15 protein-coding genes are annotated in these 15,861 nt (G+C 31.9%); 2 read left to right on the forward strand and 13 right to left on the reverse strand.

The features are described from left to right. Positions 1 to 437: 437 nt before the first annotated feature. From BN358_RS17475 to BN358_RS17535, 13 genes are all read right to left on the reverse strand, one after another. Positions 438 to 1,178, reverse strand: coding sequence for a LarC family nickel insertion protein (locus BN358_RS17475; RefSeq protein WP_019229828.1), 741 nt, complete (start codon positions 1,176 to 1,178; stop codon positions 438 to 440). A gap of 651 nt (positions 1,179 to 1,829) precedes the next feature. Next, complete coding sequence (locus BN358_RS17480) at positions 1,830 to 3,128, reverse strand: GntP family permease (RefSeq protein WP_019229830.1); 1,299 nt, start codon at positions 3,126 to 3,128, stop codon at positions 1,830 to 1,832. Positions 3,129 to 3,275: 147 nt separating this feature from the next. Further along, positions 3,276 to 4,433: a UxaA family hydrolase gene (locus BN358_RS17485; RefSeq protein ID WP_019229831.1), complete on the reverse strand. Its 1,158-nt coding sequence runs from the start codon at positions 4,431 to 4,433 to the stop codon at positions 3,276 to 3,278. A gap of 12 nt (positions 4,434 to 4,445) precedes the next feature. Beyond that, a complete protein-coding gene (locus BN358_RS17490) occupies positions 4,446 to 4,715 on the reverse strand; it encodes a UxaA family hydrolase (RefSeq protein WP_019229832.1) in 270 nt (89 codons plus the stop codon). Continuing rightward, complete coding sequence (locus BN358_RS17495) at positions 4,716 to 5,687, reverse strand: 2-keto-3-deoxygluconate permease (RefSeq protein WP_019229833.1); 972 nt, start codon at positions 5,685 to 5,687, stop codon at positions 4,716 to 4,718. A gap of 43 nt (positions 5,688 to 5,730) precedes the next feature. Beyond that, positions 5,731 to 7,002, reverse strand: coding sequence for a lactate racemase domain-containing protein (locus tag BN358_RS17500; RefSeq protein WP_019229834.1), 1,272 nt, complete (start codon positions 7,000 to 7,002; stop codon positions 5,731 to 5,733). A gap of 28 nt (positions 7,003 to 7,030) precedes the next feature. Next, a complete protein-coding gene (ilvD, locus tag BN358_RS17505) occupies positions 7,031 to 8,707 on the reverse strand; it encodes a dihydroxy-acid dehydratase (protein WP_019229835.1) in 1,677 nt (558 codons plus the stop codon). Positions 8,708 to 8,901: 194 nt separating this feature from the next. Next, positions 8,902 to 10,200, reverse strand: a complete 1,299-nt coding sequence (locus BN358_RS17510; RefSeq protein ID WP_019229836.1) for an acetyl-CoA hydrolase/transferase family protein — start codon at positions 10,198 to 10,200, stop codon at positions 8,902 to 8,904. A 347-nt stretch (positions 10,201 to 10,547) separates the two neighbouring features. After that, positions 10,548 to 11,099, reverse strand: a complete 552-nt coding sequence (locus BN358_RS17515) for a 2-oxoacid:acceptor oxidoreductase family protein (RefSeq protein WP_019229837.1) — start codon at positions 11,097 to 11,099, stop codon at positions 10,548 to 10,550. A 3-nt stretch (positions 11,100 to 11,102) separates the two neighbouring features. Further along, on the reverse strand, positions 11,103 to 11,843 hold the full coding sequence (locus BN358_RS17520) for a thiamine pyrophosphate-dependent enzyme (RefSeq protein ID WP_019229838.1): 741 nt from the start codon (positions 11,841 to 11,843) through the stop codon (positions 11,103 to 11,105). Beyond that, entirely contained in the window at positions 11,843 to 12,907 is a 1,065-nt protein-coding gene (vorB, locus tag BN358_RS17525; protein ID WP_019229839.1) for a 3-methyl-2-oxobutanoate dehydrogenase subunit VorB, read from the reverse strand. The genes BN358_RS17520 and vorB overlap by 1 nt, the downstream gene beginning before the upstream one ends. A gap of 17 nt (positions 12,908 to 12,924) precedes the next feature. Beyond that, positions 12,925 to 13,128 carry a ferredoxin family protein gene (locus tag BN358_RS17530; protein ID WP_019229840.1) on the reverse strand — a complete coding sequence of 68 codons (204 nt, stop codon included), beginning with the start codon at positions 13,126 to 13,128 and terminating at the stop codon, positions 12,925 to 12,927. A gap of 64 nt (positions 13,129 to 13,192) precedes the next feature. Next, entirely contained in the window at positions 13,193 to 13,882 is a 690-nt protein-coding gene (locus BN358_RS17535) for a hypothetical protein (protein ID WP_019229841.1), read from the reverse strand. 225 nt (positions 13,883 to 14,107) lie between these two features. On the opposite strand from BN358_RS17535, the gene BN358_RS17540 reads away from it, so the two are divergent. Continuing rightward, positions 14,108 to 14,893: an IclR family transcriptional regulator gene (locus tag BN358_RS17540; RefSeq protein ID WP_019229842.1), complete on the forward strand. Its 786-nt coding sequence runs from the start codon at positions 14,108 to 14,110 to the stop codon at positions 14,891 to 14,893. Between the two features lie 555 nt (positions 14,894 to 15,448). Beyond that, the coding region (locus BN358_RS17545; RefSeq protein ID WP_232233368.1) for a S8 family serine peptidase at positions 15,449 to 15,861 on the forward strand (413 nt) is incomplete at its 3' end.

The raw sequence follows: 15,861 nt of genomic DNA on the forward strand, positions 1-15,861 counted from the left end.
TTGGATATAAGCAGAATTTTCTCATAAGAACAGGGAACATAAAGTTCCCTGTTCTTATCATCTATATCCCATTTAATATTTTTCTAATTTGCTTAAATGGATTTTAACTTGCTTTTATCGAAAAATACAAATCAGAATATACTGTAAAACTAATATGCAAAGCCTTAAGATTCCCAAGAAGCACTTATAACAAGGCTTTAGTTAACATACCTTCTAACCGATAGATTAAAATGGAAAAGAAGGTAAGTATTAAACGTGTTCAGAGATATATGAGTACAATGGACATTAGATCCTGGTACAACCAGAACAGGATTCATGGTGCAATAAATTATATGACTCCACAGGCTGCTCATGAAGCTGCCTGAGCAGTGTCAAAAAGTTAAACTTTTGGTATCTACTCTATTGACACAGATCCAAATTTATTATAATTATAGATATTAAAATAAATACATACGCAAAATTCCTTCATTAGGGTATGACCGTTTTCCAGCACCTAATCCTGTTTTTTTACATGATAATTCTTTAGGTAAAATATCGCTTGTTCTTATAGCTGCTATAATTGCCGCTCCTGTAGGTGTTACCATTTCACCATTAATTTCAGTTACTTTTAAATCTAAATTATATTCCTCCACAATATTAACCACAGCTGGAACAGGTACCGGTATTATTCCACGACGACATTTTAAATATCCACTTCCATCATTAATTTGTGATACTATTACTTCATTTATTTCTAAATTATCTAAACAAATAGCTGCACTAACAATATCAATTATCGAATCAACCGCTCCCTTTTCATGAAAATAAACTTCTTCAATACTTGTTTCATGTGCACTAGCCTCAGCGCTTGCTTTAATTTCAAATATTTTTTTAGATAATTTTTTTGCATTGTCTGTTATTAATGAACTTTCAATTATTTTAAAAATATCAAATATATTTCTCTCTGATTCTATTAATGTATTCGTGCTATTTACTATATCATCATTTAATACAACATTAAAATCACACGCATTAATACCATTTTGATTAACTCTTGAAATCTCTATTTTATAACCGTCAACCTTTAAGCTTTCCAGACCTTTTAACAAAACTTGCTTACTTGCACCTAAATCTAAAAGTGCTGCTACTATCATATCACCACTTATACCTGAATAACATTCTACATATAATGAATTCATATTGTATTTCTCCTGACACTAATATTCTCATTTTATTAACTTTAACAGCTAATTCTACTATCAATAACTATCGTATACATAACCAATACTCTTCTTACTATGGAAATACATAGCAGAAGATAAATAAGTCCAGCCATTTTTAATGGTATAAATTTAAGTGATATCAATGCGCCGTTTCTGATTTATGCCAGTTTTTTTAAAATCTCTGTTTAAGATGTTTTCTCTACCATCCGGTGTAACTTTTTCTAAATGATAAAGAAATTTCTTGACAACTATAGATCTAATATTCATTGCACTCATATATCTTTAAAACGTTTAAGACTTACTTTTATTCCTCAACTAATTAATTTTCTATGAATCTTTGGAGCACCATATCCGGATTTGATTTCTGTTTAGATTTGTTTAATCTTAGCTTTAATTTTTCCATTTCAAACTGACGTTTTAAAGGTATATTTTGATTTGCATTTTTCAATAAAAGCAACGACTTTTTTATTGTTTTCTTACGAATAAATATGGCGGTAGCTTTTTTAATATTTCATTCTCCATCCCAAGTTTATCAATGCGTTTTTTCATTGCTTTGTATTCCTTAGCTGTCATTTCTAACACCGAGATTATAACTATGTATATGAAATTGCAATTTCATATAATCTATTAATATAATGTAATAGCCATAATTACAGCTATAACAGTTGCAAATAATGGTATAACAACTGTTATAACACCAAAATCTTTATAAGCTTCCTTGTGAGTTAAACCCATAGCTGATAACATTATAACAACACTTGAACAATGAGGTAACGAGTCAAGTCCACCTGAAGCGATTGTTGCAACTCTATGTATCGCTTCAGGATTAAGACCCATTTCTAAGAAATGTGAACCTAACACTTCTAAGAATATTTGAACTCCACCTGTCGCAGAACCAACAATACCAGCAATAAGGTTGACACCAATTGCTTCAGTTACATAAGGATTCATGTTCATGTTTAATATCATATCAATAAAGTTTTGGAATCCTGGCACTGATTTTACAACACCTGCAAATCCTATTACTGCACTTGCACAGATTATTGCATTGCCACCATTATTACTCCCTGTTGCTAACATTTTTGCTAAACCTAAATCCTTTTTAAAACTAACAAGTAATGTACATATTGAGCCTAATACTAATCCTAATACAACACCTGCTGATGGAACCATAAGTTTCTTGGTAAGTATTAATGTTCCTATTACTATAATAATTGGTAATAACGATAATTTCCAATCTGGAATTTTTTCATCATTTAAATCTATTTCAACATTACCACTTAGAGCAATTTGAGCCTCTGGATTACTAGCTACTATGTTTTTCAACCTTTTATTTAAGTACATATATCCACAAGTAAATAAGAATATAGTTACTACAATTCCCATAAGCGGTGCAGCCGCAACATCAGTACCTAAAATTTTAGTCGGTATAATATTTTGTACAGATGGTGAAAAAGGTAAAGCTGTCATTGTATATGTACCAGCTCCTAAACCCATTGCTGCACAATTTAATGTCTGTGGTAATTTAACTTTTTCAAATAAAACTTTTGTTATTGGATATACAGTAAATACTATAACAAATGTTGCTAAACCACCAAATGCTAATAAAGATGTAACTAATATCGTAACTAATAATATATGTTTAGTTCCTAAAGTTTTTATTATCTTATAGGATATAGATTTAGCACATCCTGTTTCTGCCATGATTTGTCCAAAAATAGCTCCAAATAATAAAACGAATCCATAATTAATAACAAAAGCTGCAAAAGAGTTTGCATAATTTACGCTTAACCCTTCCCAAATACCTATACCATTTGTAATAATTACTATAAATCCAGCAAAGATACTAGTTGGAAATAAATGAAAACCTCTATACGTTAAATACATTAATAAAAAAATTGCTAATAAAAGACCTGTTATTTGCATTTTAATTTCCTCTCTTCTTTAATTAACCCACATTCATATTTCTCTCTAACCGCTGAATGTGGATTAATTCTATTTTTAATAATTATTCCTTAATTGTACTCAACCAGTTCATAAATTATTTAATATTAATTTAATAAGATTTACAAATTAAAATGATCTTGAATAACTATATAAGCATAAAATACCACCTTGATCATTCAATTCAGATTTAGTCAATTCTCCATTTGCAATATCTTTTACATATTCTATTATTTGATTGCCTAAGTCCTCCAAAGTAACACCTTCTAAAATTACCCCAGCATTTATATCCATATCACCAGGCATACTATTAAATATATTGCTATTACTTGTAACCTTTATAACAGGCATACATGGAAATCCTACAGGGTTTCCTCTTCCTGTACTAAATATAGTTAGCTGAGCACCACCAGCACATAATCCTGTCATAGATTCTGTATCATAACCAGGGCCATCCATAATGCATAATCCTTGCTTTGTTGGAATTTCACCATGTTCTAAAATCTCTTGAACCAACGAATGTCCTGCTTTTCTTATGCATCCAAGAGACTTTTCCTGGATTGTTGACATGCCTCCGTCCATATTTCCTGGAGAAATTACTCTTGAAGCACCTGGTCCCAAGATTTCCACAGCGTGTCTTTCCCCTTTATCTATCAAATAGCAAATTTGTTTACAAATCTCTGTAGTAGCACCTTGCTTACCTAGACTGTCTTTAGTTCCTAAAAACTCTGTTGTCTCTGTAAGTATAGTTCTGCCACCTTGATTTACTATCCAATCTGATAAAAATCCTATGGCTGGATTAGCTGTTATACCTGATAATGCGTCAGAACCACCACATTCTAGCCCTATAGTAAGCTTGCTAAATGGAACATCTTCTCTTACTAATCCTTTTCTTTTTTCAACCATCTCTTTTACAAATTCTATTGCCATCTCAGATGATTTTAATGTTCCACCATCTTCTTGTATAACTGTAGCAAAAGTATTAGAATTTATGATTTTTACATTTTCTGCAATTTTTCTTGCATTTAATGTCTCACAACCTAATCCAACATAAACTACAGCAAATGTATTTGGATTTTTACCTATATTCTCCAACAACCTGCTGTGCATTTGTATTTCTGGACCTTTTCCACATCCAGCACCATGATATAAAGCTATTGTTTCAGGAACAGCTTTTTCAATCATTTTTGCTACACCATTTGCACAGGAAACAGTTGGTATTATCAATACATGATTTCGAATTCCAACTCCACCATTTTTTCTTATATATCCTTTAAAAGTTTCCATAGTACCTCCTCACTATACCATAGCCTTTGCTGAATCAATATTATGTATATGTACATGACTACCTTTTTTTATATCCACTGTAGCATATCCAATTAAACTGCCATATTTGATAATCATTTCATCTTTTTTTATGTCTCTAATTGCAACTTTATGAAATTTTGGAATGTTGTTTATAATTTGTATATTTCCATCACTACTGGTTTCAAGAATATTACCCATCTTAAGATCATCAAGTGCAATAATTACATTATCATATTCATTTATTTTAATATAATTTACCATTTATAATAACTCCTCAACTTTTAGATTATCATATTTAGGACATCCAAACTTTTTAGCAACCCAAGCAGTTAACATAGGCGAAAAAATTGCTGTAAATATAACTGCCGTAGCAATTTGAGCAGTTGCAGCAGGCACTACATCTGCTAAAGCAGGCACTGCTAATGCTACCGCTGCAGGTGTAGCAACTGCATTTGCGGCAGCAGTAGATATTGCAGCCCCAGCATATCCTGGTCTTTTCAAAATATATCTATCCGCTAATATTGATAACCCACCACTACATACAACTGTTATAATACCTAAAAGTATTCCTGAAAAGCCTGATGCAAAAATCATATTAAAGTTAATAGCAGCTCCTAAACAAAACGAAAACATTGGTACTGCTATGATAGTTCCCGATCTGAAAAATTGACTTATTTCATCATCTAAATTGCCTAAAATACATCCAACAATCATTGGTACAATTGTAGATACAACTATCATTACAGGTATATCGGCAGCACCCGAAGCTCCTAGTGCTATCATCGTCATAAAAGGACCATCATTTAATGCTAAAATACTTACAGCACCAATATCTTTTTTATCTCCATAATCTCCCATTAATGCGATATATAATCCTGCATTACTATTTGTAACCGCGCTATAAATTGCTAAAGCTGATATTCCAAAAAAGCCTGCAGCACCACCGAACTTACCAACTAATAAGCCAATAATAAATCCTGCTAAAAATTTTGCAATTAATAAGACAAAACCTCTTTTTAATACTTCTGGTGTTTCTTTAATTTTCAATTGTGTTCCTGTACAAAATAAAGCCATACCTATCAAAGTTGCAGTTCCCGCCTTTGAAAAAAACGCTGTGGTCATTGTACCTATATTTAAAATATCAGGTATAAACGTATTTATTGCAGCGGCTATAAATAGTGGTACAACCATTATTCCTCCTGGAATTTTATTAACGCCTTTCATTATTCTCATATAATTCTCCTCCTAAGTTTTAAAATATAAATTTATTTATCAGCTAAAATAAATTTCCACTATTGTCAAATTGCCAGCTGTGTTTTGCACTAATAATTTCTATATCCTCACGTTCTTTTAATTCATCTATTAAAGCTTCAGAAACTTCTATATATTCAATATGCAATGTATTTGGAATTCTCACTATTCTTAATTTGCTACGATTCGCATCATATGCAAATTTAACTGCCGCTTTTATAGCTAATTCATCACTTCCAAACACAGATGGAATAGCTGAAGCCTCTGGTGCTGATGCTGTCAACGAATTAGGATAAGTTGCTTCCATATCTATTTTGTTAAATAATCTTCTAGTTGTACTAGCTGCAATTCCCATACCCATAGCATTACCATGTGTTTCATCACTTAAATCTAAAGCAACTATTCTAGATGGTGCTCCAGGATCATTTGGAACTGCTGGTGATAAAAATACTCTCGTAACATTAGCATCCATTCCATCACCACCAAAATTCTTACCTATCTTGTCCACTACCAAGACATCAAGTTTTTCTGGAATAATTCTTGGTAATAAAGACCTTGCTTTATTAAGTAATTCGGGTTCTTTCTCTATTATTTCATTAGGAGTTAGTCCATATAACTCACGAGTCTGATCATATGCATTTTCTATAATTGCAAGGCCAGCAATTAAATTTACATTTTCAATAATGCATCTTGCAAACATCTCTACATTTCTAGCCATTTTACCAAAGCCTTGAATATGGCAAACTTCGGCGCCTTGTTGTTTTCCTAGACCTATGGTTAACATTTTCATTAAACCGCACTCATAATTTCCTCTAAACGCAGGATGAGGTTTTATTCTATTTAAAATAATAATTCCGTCTGCCTCAAAAGCATTTTTATCGATATAAACTGTAATTCCATCTTCATTAACACCAACAGGCACAACCTCCATAGAACTTTTTATTTCTACTTCCATTGTTTTTTTATTAATTCCGTAATTATTTAAAAACTCTTTTTGGCCTTCTCCAGTTGCTCCACCATGACTCCCCATAGCTGGTACTATAAAAGGCTCCGCTCCATTTTGTTTAATAAAATCAAGTACTGTTTTAGCAATTAACGAAATACTTGCAATTCCTCTACTTCCAACTGCTACAGCAATTTTCATGCCTGGTTTTATCTTATTTCTTATCTCGTCACGATTAAGTTGTTTAATAACTTCCGCAGGTATATCTTCAATGATTGTCCTATCAAACTTTTGTTTAACTTTAACCATATTAGGTAACTCTACCTTATCTAAAATAGAATTAATAACACTCATACACTATCCTCCTAATTAAATATTTAAATTATTTATTATATTTTAAAACTGCACCTTCATAAACTGATGTTACATGTTCAGCATATCTTGCCAAATAACCCTTCTTCACTTTTGGTTCTGCTTTTATCCAATTAGATCTGCGAAGTTCTAATTCGTCGTCTGAAACTAGAACATTTAAAGACTTTTTGCCTATATTGTATTCTATAATATCTCCATCTTCTACTAAAGCAATAGGCCCGCCAACTGCTGCTTCAGGACTGACATGTCCGATTGAAGCACCTCTTGTTATTCCTGAGAATCTTCCGTCAGTTATTAATGATATTCCATCATCTAAACCCATGCCTTGCATAATAGCTATTAAAGTTGCCATTTCCTGCATACCAGGTCCGCCTTTAGGTCCTTCATAACGAATTACCACAACATCACCTTTTGCTATTTTTCTATCCATAACAGCTTTCATAGCTTCTTTTTCACTATTAAAAACTCTAGCCGTTCCTTTATGAGTAAACATACTACTGTCTACCGCATTTGCTTTAATTACCGCTCCCTCTGGTGCTAAATTGCCCCTTAATATTGTTAATCCACCATTTTTTAAATAAGGATTATTTAAAGGTCTAATTATATCACTATTTTTTACTACTACATCCACAACAATATTATTTAGAGTCTTTCCTAAAATTGTTTTACATTCTCCATTGATTAATCCACCCTCAATACCTTCTTTAATAAGTGCAGATATACCTCCTTCGTAATGCAAATCAGCTAAATAGTATTCTCCCGCAGGTGATAATCTACAAACACTTGGAACTTTATCTCCTATGCGATCAAAATCTTCTAATCTAATTTTAATCCCTAATTCTGATGCTATGGCTGGTAAATGTAGAGTAGTATTGGTTGAACAGCCAATTAACATATCTATAGCAATTGCATTATCAAGTGTTTCTTTAGTTATTATGTCTGAAGGTTTTATATTTTCTTTATATATTTCTATTATTTTTCTACCTGATTCTTTAGCAAGTCTAATTCTAGCAGCATCAACTGCTGGTATAGTTCCATTGCCTGGTAGTGCCATTCCTAAAATTTCTGTCATACACCCCATAGAATTCGCAGTAAACATACCTGCACACGAACCACATCCAGGACAGGAATTATTTTCAATTGCATCATACTCATCTCTACCTATTTTTTGTGTTAAAAATTCTCCGGCAGCTTTTCCTAAACTTGTTAAATCTAATTTTCTATCCATATACCTGCCCGGCAACATAGGTCCGCCATTTACAAATATACATGGTATATCTAGCCTACAAGCTGCCATTAACATTCCAGGAACTATTTTATCACAAGCACATACAAATACTAATGCATCAAAATTATGCGCTGAGGCAACTGCCTCTACAGAATCAGCAATTATTTCTCTACTAGGTAATGAATATTTCATACCATCCATACCATTACATAATCCATCACAAATTGCTATAGTAGAAAAAGTTATCGGAGTTCCGCCACCTGCATACACTCCTTGAGCTACTGCATTACTAATTTGATTTAGATGCATGTGTCCAGGGAATGCATCTGTCCAAGAATTAGCTATACCAATTAAAGGATTTTCTATATCCTTATCGATAAATCCAGCACCTTTTAACAAGGCTCTGCATCCAATTCTTGTAATACCATCTTTCATTGCGTTACTTTTTCTTCCTTCCATATTAACCATCCTTTACATTATAATAATTTCGTAAAAAAAATAATAATAAACTAAAACAAAAATACAGTAAAAAACAAACTATAATCATTCATTTAGAGTATTACTTTACGTAGTTAAAACAAAAACAATTTAACTTATTATATGTTAGACATATTCATTTAACAATTGTTAATATTTAGTACCGATAAAACTAATTATATATATTGTAATTTTTCTGCTTGCAATCTTAGTTCATCTCTAAATTTAGGATGTGCTATATTGATTAAATTAATTGTTCTTTGTTTTACCGATTGATTTTTCATTAGAGCAATTCCATATTCAGTTACTATATAATCAATATTATTTCTAGATAATGTAACAATAGAACCTAGTGGCAAGCACGGTAATATTGTAGAAACCGTATCATCTTTAGCTGTAGACCTTAAAGCTATTATTGAGCGTCCATTTTTAGCATGGATTGCTCCAGTAGCTGTATCACTCTGTCCGCCACTTCCACTATATTGTTTAGTATTGATTGACTCTGAACATACTTGTCCACAGAAATCTACTGTTATTGCGGTATTTATAGAAACCATATTATCATTTTGAGCGATAACATGTGGATCATTTACATAATAACCTGGCAATATCATTACTCCCGGATTGTTATTCATAAAATTATATAATCTATTATTTCCGAGTGCAAAAGTTCCAACAATCTTGCCCTTATGCAGAGTCTTTTTATTGCCAGTAATAACACCAGCCTCAACAAGTTCTACAATACTGTTAGTTATCATTTCTGTATGCACACCTATATCTTTTTTGTTTTTAAAAGCCTTCGATACAGCATCTGGTATGGCGCCTATTCCTAACTGAATAGTAGAACCATCTTCAACCAAAGATGCTACATTAACACCAATTTTTTCATCTATTTCACTAATTTCTCCTGAATCTAGTATTGGTATAGGCCTATCACATTCAATAATCTTATCAACTTGACTAATGTGAATTTCATTATCTCCATAAACATTAGGTAAATTTGGATTAACTTCTAAAATAACTTTTTTCGCATTTTGTGACCATTGGTGCTCTCCAATATTAGACAATGAAAATCTAAAATACCCATGTTCATCCATTGGGGTAACTGTAGCAACAAATATATCTATTGGTTCCACCTCTATCTGCCTTGTAGCAGCATTATGCAAATTTCCTGGAACATATTCTATATTGTTTGCCTTTAATGCTTGTCTTCCTGAATTCATCAAAAACCATGAAGTTATATGAAATTTTTTATTGTGCTCTTTGTCCGTTAAAATTTTGTATTTCCCCATATCTAAGCTATGAAGTAAAGTTACTTTATTAATTCTATGGCTAATTGTATGCAAATCCTTCAAAAATCCCATCGGCTCCATTACAGCAAAACCTGTTCCTATAACATCGCCATCTTGAATTAAATTGTAACTTTCTTCAAAACTACATAATTTACTTTCATATTCAACTTTATATCTATTCATAATTAACATCCTTTACTACTTAGTTTGCTTTTTATAAATCATATTTAGGACAACCATATTTTTCAGCTACACATCTAGTTAATATCAGTGAAATATTGCAGTAAATATTACCGCTGAAGCTATGCTATCTGTACAGTTGCAAATTACTACTAAAATTAATTGCAAATAAATTCTATATTCATTAATAAACATCATTATTTACTAGAAAGCCAGTTCATGTCATTTTGAAAGCAGTGAAGAATCTCTAAAAAAATTGAAATCATGAGATTCTTCGACTTTGCCTAAGAATGATAAAACATAAAAATTATACTTTCTAGATTATAGCTCTTTATTTATATTTGACTCTATCATTTCAAAAACGCTATTTTCGCTATTTCTACACCCTTATCAAATGCTTCCGCGTTTAATTTTACAAATTCTGGCTTTTTGCCTAATTTTTTAAGAACAAGTTCTCTAACACTATCCATTGGCATAGTATTAGAAATTTCCATATATGCTGCAAACATTATTATATTAGCAATTTTATTAGAACCAATCTCATAAGCAATAGTATCAGCATCAATATCTATAATCTTTACATCTTTTCTTTCTATAACACTGACATCTACTAATGAGCTGTTTGCAATAATTACACCACCAGGCTTTACATTTTCCACAAATTTAATTAGTGAAGGCTGATTCATTGCACACAATACATCTAATTCGTCAGATACAGGTGAGCCTATTGCTTCATCTGATAATATAACAGTACAATTTGCTGTACCACCACGTTGTTCAGGACCATACGATGGAAGGAAAGTTACATTAACTCCTTGCTCAAATGCACATTCACCGATAAGTTTACCTATCATCATTACGCCTTGTCCACCAAAGCCCGCTACTAAAAGACTTGTTAACATAAATTAATCCTCCTTATCCCTAAATACGCCTAAAGGAAATTCCTTCATAGTTTTCTCTTTTATATATTCCAATGTATCTAATGGTGACATTCCCCAGTTGGTTGGACAGTTAGAAAGAATTTCTATAAATGAAAAACCTTTATTGTTTAGCTGATTTAGAAATGCTTTTTTTATACCTGCTTTTGCTTGATTAATATGAGCTGGTGTATCAACTGCAAACCTCGCTACATAAACAGGACTTTGAAGTTGAGAAATCAATTCACACATTTTAATCGGATATCCTTCTGTTTCTGGGTTACGGCCTAAAGGACTAGTTGTACTCTTTTGTCCAACTAAAGTAGTTGGAGCCATTTGGCCACCAGTCATACCATATATACTATTATTAACAAATATCGTTGTAATTTTTTCACCACGATTTGCTGCATGCATTATTTCAGACATACCTATAGATGCTAAGTCCCCATCACCTTGATATGTAAATACAACACTCTCAGGCTTACAACGTTTAACTCCCGTTGCTACAGCCGGTGCTCTACCGTGAGAAGCAGCTATCATATCTAAATTCCAATAAACAGCTCCTAAAGTACTACATCCAACTGGCAAAATACATACAGTTTTTTCTCGTAGCTGTAATTCATCAATTGCTTGAGCAACTATTTTAGTAATTGTGCTATGCATACAACCTGGACAATATCCACTAATGCCTTTATTAATTGATTCTGGTCTTGAGTATATTTTTTCCATTATTGTCCCTCCTTAGCTAATAGCAACACTTTTTCTATAACAGCTTTTTGTGGTATAATAATACCTCCCGATGTTAATACTGTATCAATAGGAATTCTATCACATGTACCTAATTTAACATCTTCTATCATTTGTGCTGGAATAGCCATTTCAACATCTATTATACATTTTACCTGTTTTTCATCTAATTTTTTGAACGACTCATATGGGAATGGATTTATAGTTATAGGTCTTATTAGTCCTACCTTTATACCTTGATTTCTTAATGCATCAACGGCTGATTTACATATACGCCCAGAAGTACCATAAGCAGTTAATATATACTCTGCATCTTCAACCATATACTCTTCAACCTGAACATCTTCTTTTGCCCAACGCTCATACATTTTTGCACATTGTTCATTAAATATTTGCTGATCTTTTTCTAACAAATTCCCGCTTAAAACAATATTAATATGATCTCTGTCTCCACTTCCTACTGTTGCCCAACCAGGTGTTTCAGGAAGCTCTTTATATGGTGGTAACTCAACCGGTTCCATTATTGCTCCTAAAAATCCATCTGGAGCTACTATTACTGGATTTCTGTCTCTCTGAGCATATTCAAATGCTTTATAAGTAAAATCAACCGCTTCCTGTAAAGTACCCGGTGCTAAAACAATAGTTTTAAATCCTCCATGACCTGACGCTTTTGTAGCTTGTAAATAATCAGTCTGTGCTGGTTGAATAGTTCCGATACCAGGGCCAGCTCTCATTACACTTACTACGACCGATGGTAATCTAGCACCTGCTAAGTACGATATTCCTTCAGACTTTAAACTTATTCCAGGACTTGATGAAGATGTCATTGACAATGTTCCTGTTGAAGCAGCTCCATAAATCATATTCACAGATGCTACTTCACTTTCACCCTGTACAAATGTTCCTCCTACATTTGGTAATTGTCTTGCCATATACTCTGGTATTTCATTTTGCGGTGTTATAGGATAACCCGCAAAAAAACGGCATCCTGCTCTAACTGCTGCTTCTGCTATAGCTTCACAGCCTTTCATAAACTTTCTATCCATTGCTATACCTCCATGATTTATTTATACATTTCAATTACTACATCCGGACACATAGTTGCACACATACTACACCCAATACAGTTTTCAGGATTTTTTGCAATAACATACTTATATCCTTTTTTGTTAACATGTTCTCCAATATCTAGAACATTCTTTGGACATACCTTAATACAGAAACCACAGCTTTTACATGCTTCAATATTAAATTCCAATTTAGCCATAATACACCATCCTTTTTATAAAATTTGTTTAAACTATCAAGTCTTGATTGATTTGACTTATAATTTATCTAATATATTCAATATGAATATTAATAGAAGCTATAATACATTTTACTTCCTTTATAAAATCATCTATATTTACACCATTACTAATTATTAATGCATATATTTGTTTTCCTGTCTCTGTTAATTTTTCTCGTAACCATGTGTATCCATCTAATACATTTTTTTCAGATGTATCGTCTCCCATACAAGGGTTACAAAGTATCTTTACCATCTCTTGATTAACATTTGCCATTGACAATATATACTCCATAGTAGTATTAATATTTTTTATGTCTTCTGAAAACGGTCTAAATGGATTAATTACATAAAAAATATCTGTGTTCTCTATAGTAAAATATTTTGAAAATTGTCCAATCATTCTAGCCCCTACTGCATTTCCACCAACATCAAATACACAAATAATTTCTTTATTATTTAATGCTCCTGAAATACCAGTCGGTATTATTGGAGAATCCATAAACTCGAAGGTATCTACAAACTTAACACCATTTTTAATTAATTCATCCTTATAATCTCTTGCACGAAAAAGTCCTTTTGTCTGGTCCATATCAAAAAAATAAACATCCTTTTTAGATAAACTAGACAATTCGATAGCAAGATTTAATGCAATTTCTGTTTTGCCACTACCTGACTCTCCTAATATTACATAATTGTGTTTATTATTAATTTTATCATCATAAATTCCCATATAGTCTAATTCTCCTTTGAATTGTGCAACTTTTTGGCATATAGAACTTTTCTTCTTTTTTACGAACATATTGTTGTGTATTCTGACATTGTGTTGATATTATTATAACACTGTTGCAATTTTTGTCAATAAGTATTATAGTATTTATATATAAATTTATCTAAATAGCAAAATATTAAGATAAAAATCTTAAATAAGTCTTATATAGGAGGATTTTTAATAACCATGACCGAAAATAATAAATCTACACTTAAATCTTTAGAACGTTCTCTAGATATAATTGATGTTTTAGCAAAAAATCCAGTTCCAATGTCTGCTCAGGAACTTAGTGATGCCTTAAAAGTAAATAGAACAACTATCTATTCTTCTTTAAATACCTTATCGAATAAAAATTACATCGAAAAAAATTCATCGACGGGAAAATATTCGATAGGATATCGTCTTTTTGAAATCGGCTTGCATTATAAGTATAAATTTCCATTTACCTCAGTAGTAGAGCATTATGCAAAAGAAATAAATAATAAATATCATATATCTATAAATTTAGGTGTATTTAAAAAACCTAATTCTGTGCTTATGCTCTTAAGCCAAAACCAGGTAAATTCAAGAATTTCTTCTTCACCTATGCTACCAGTCAATTACACTTTACCTGTTTACGCTTCAGCTATAGGCAAAGTTATTCTATCTGGTATGCAAGAAGAACAAATCCAACAAATATTAGATAGTATTACTTTTAAACCATTTACAAGCAACACTATAACTTCAAAGGAAATTATTTTAGAAGAACTAAATGAAATAAAAAAGAATGGTTACGCCGTAGATAGAAGTGAATATTTTAATAATTTCTATTGTATTGCAGCTCCTATTAGAGATTATACTGGTACTATTATTGCCGGCATAAGTGTTTCAGATATGGAAAAAAGTTATTTTGAAGAGCATTTTGACAAACTATCAAAAGAAATATGTATTGTTTCTAATCAAATATCTTTAAGTTTAGGTTATGCTCAATAAAATTATAGTAACCACATATTAAAAGGGCTATATTGGTAGTATAAAAGTTTGGACACGAAAAGTTTAACACGATAAAGTATAACTACAATGGAATGTGCGTGTTAAACTTTGTCCAAAACTGGTACCCGTTATACGGATGAATTTTAACCTTGAAATCCGTTTCATTAATAATATTTTGCACTTGAGTTGTTGCATCAGATTGAATTTTTCTTGTAATTCTTAATAAAAAATTTTATAATTTTATCAATGTTGTTACAAGATATACGTAGAGACCGTTTCAAGTTTAAATACAAAAACTGACATAATTATTAAAGATAATTTTTTACAAGAGTAGGTCCAAAATAGGATCCTCTTGTTTTGTATTATATAGGTATTTTTTTGCAAGTCAAAACATCTTATAATCATAAATATTTTGAATAGATTGAAAAAAGAGTACTCCAAGTAAGCCTTTTGAATGACTTTTGGGAAACAGATATTAAAATATAGAATTACGTTTCTTTTATTTTCAACATTCTTTTATTTTGTCTTACTGTACACGGAACTCATTGCGCAGGAATACTTGCCGGAAACGGCTATTCGTCAAAGGGTAAGTACAAAGGAATTGCACCGGAAGCAAATATTCTTTCAGTGAAAGTTCTTGATGAAAGCGGAAATGGAAACACATCAGACATTTTATCAACTGTCCAGTGGATAATTGAAAACAGGGAGGTTTATAAAACAAGAATAATCAATTTTTCTCTGGGAGCCATTGCTCAGTACAGAGAAAGGAGAGACCCATTGGTTAAAGCAGCAAACAGGGCTATAGACAACAACTTCATAGTTGTTGCAGCAGTAGGAAACAGCGGACCCATGAGAAACACCATACTGTCTCCGGCAACCAGCAGGTACGTAATTTCCGTAGGAGCTCTTGATGACGGGCGCACAGTTGAAACAAATGATGATTCAATTGCGGAATTTTCAAGCAGAGG

Origin of the sequence: Sedimentibacter sp. B4, from assembly GCF_000309315.1 — a bacterium.
Taxonomy (GTDB): Bacteria; Bacillota; Clostridia; order Tissierellales; family Sedimentibacteraceae; genus Sedimentibacter; species Sedimentibacter saalensis.

Bases quoted from the DNA above. Each gene is read 5' to 3' on its own strand.
- BN358_RS17475 (WP_019229828.1), bottom strand. From the start codon at position 1,178: ATGAATTCATTATATGTAGAATGTTATTCAGGTATAAGTGGTGATATG.
- BN358_RS17480 (WP_019229830.1), bottom strand. From the start codon at position 3,128: ATGCAAATAACAGGTCTTTTATTAGCAATTTTTTTATTAATGTATTTA.
- BN358_RS17485 (WP_019229831.1), bottom strand. From the start codon at position 4,433: ATGGAAACTTTTAAAGGATATATAAGAAAAAATGGTGGAGTTGGAATT.
- BN358_RS17490 (WP_019229832.1), bottom strand. From the start codon at position 4,715: ATGGTAAATTATATTAAAATAAATGAATATGATAATGTAATTATTGCA.
- BN358_RS17495 (WP_019229833.1), bottom strand. From the start codon at position 5,687: ATGAGAATAATGAAAGGCGTTAATAAAATTCCAGGAGGAATAATGGTT.
- BN358_RS17500 (WP_019229834.1), bottom strand. From the start codon at position 7,002: ATGAGTGTTATTAATTCTATTTTAGATAAGGTAGAGTTACCTAATATG.
- ilvD (WP_019229835.1), bottom strand. From the start codon at position 8,707: ATGGAAGGAAGAAAAAGTAACGCAATGAAAGATGGTATTACAAGAATT.
- BN358_RS17510 (WP_019229836.1), bottom strand. From the start codon at position 10,200: ATGAATAGATATAAAGTTGAATATGAAAGTAAATTATGTAGTTTTGAA.
- BN358_RS17515 (WP_019229837.1), bottom strand. From the start codon at position 11,099: ATGTTAACAAGTCTTTTAGTAGCGGGCTTTGGTGGACAAGGCGTAATG.
- BN358_RS17520 (WP_019229838.1), bottom strand. From the start codon at position 11,843: ATGGAAAAAATATACTCAAGACCAGAATCAATTAATAAAGGCATTAGT.
- vorB (WP_019229839.1), bottom strand. From the start codon at position 12,907: ATGGATAGAAAGTTTATGAAAGGCTGTGAAGCTATAGCAGAAGCAGCA.
- BN358_RS17530 (WP_019229840.1), bottom strand. From the start codon at position 13,128: ATGGCTAAATTGGAATTTAATATTGAAGCATGTAAAAGCTGTGGTTTC.
- BN358_RS17535 (WP_019229841.1), bottom strand. From the start codon at position 13,882: ATGGGAATTTATGATGATAAAATTAATAATAAACACAATTATGTAATA.
- BN358_RS17540 (WP_019229842.1), top strand. From the start codon at position 14,108: ATGACCGAAAATAATAAATCTACACTTAAATCTTTAGAACGTTCTCTA.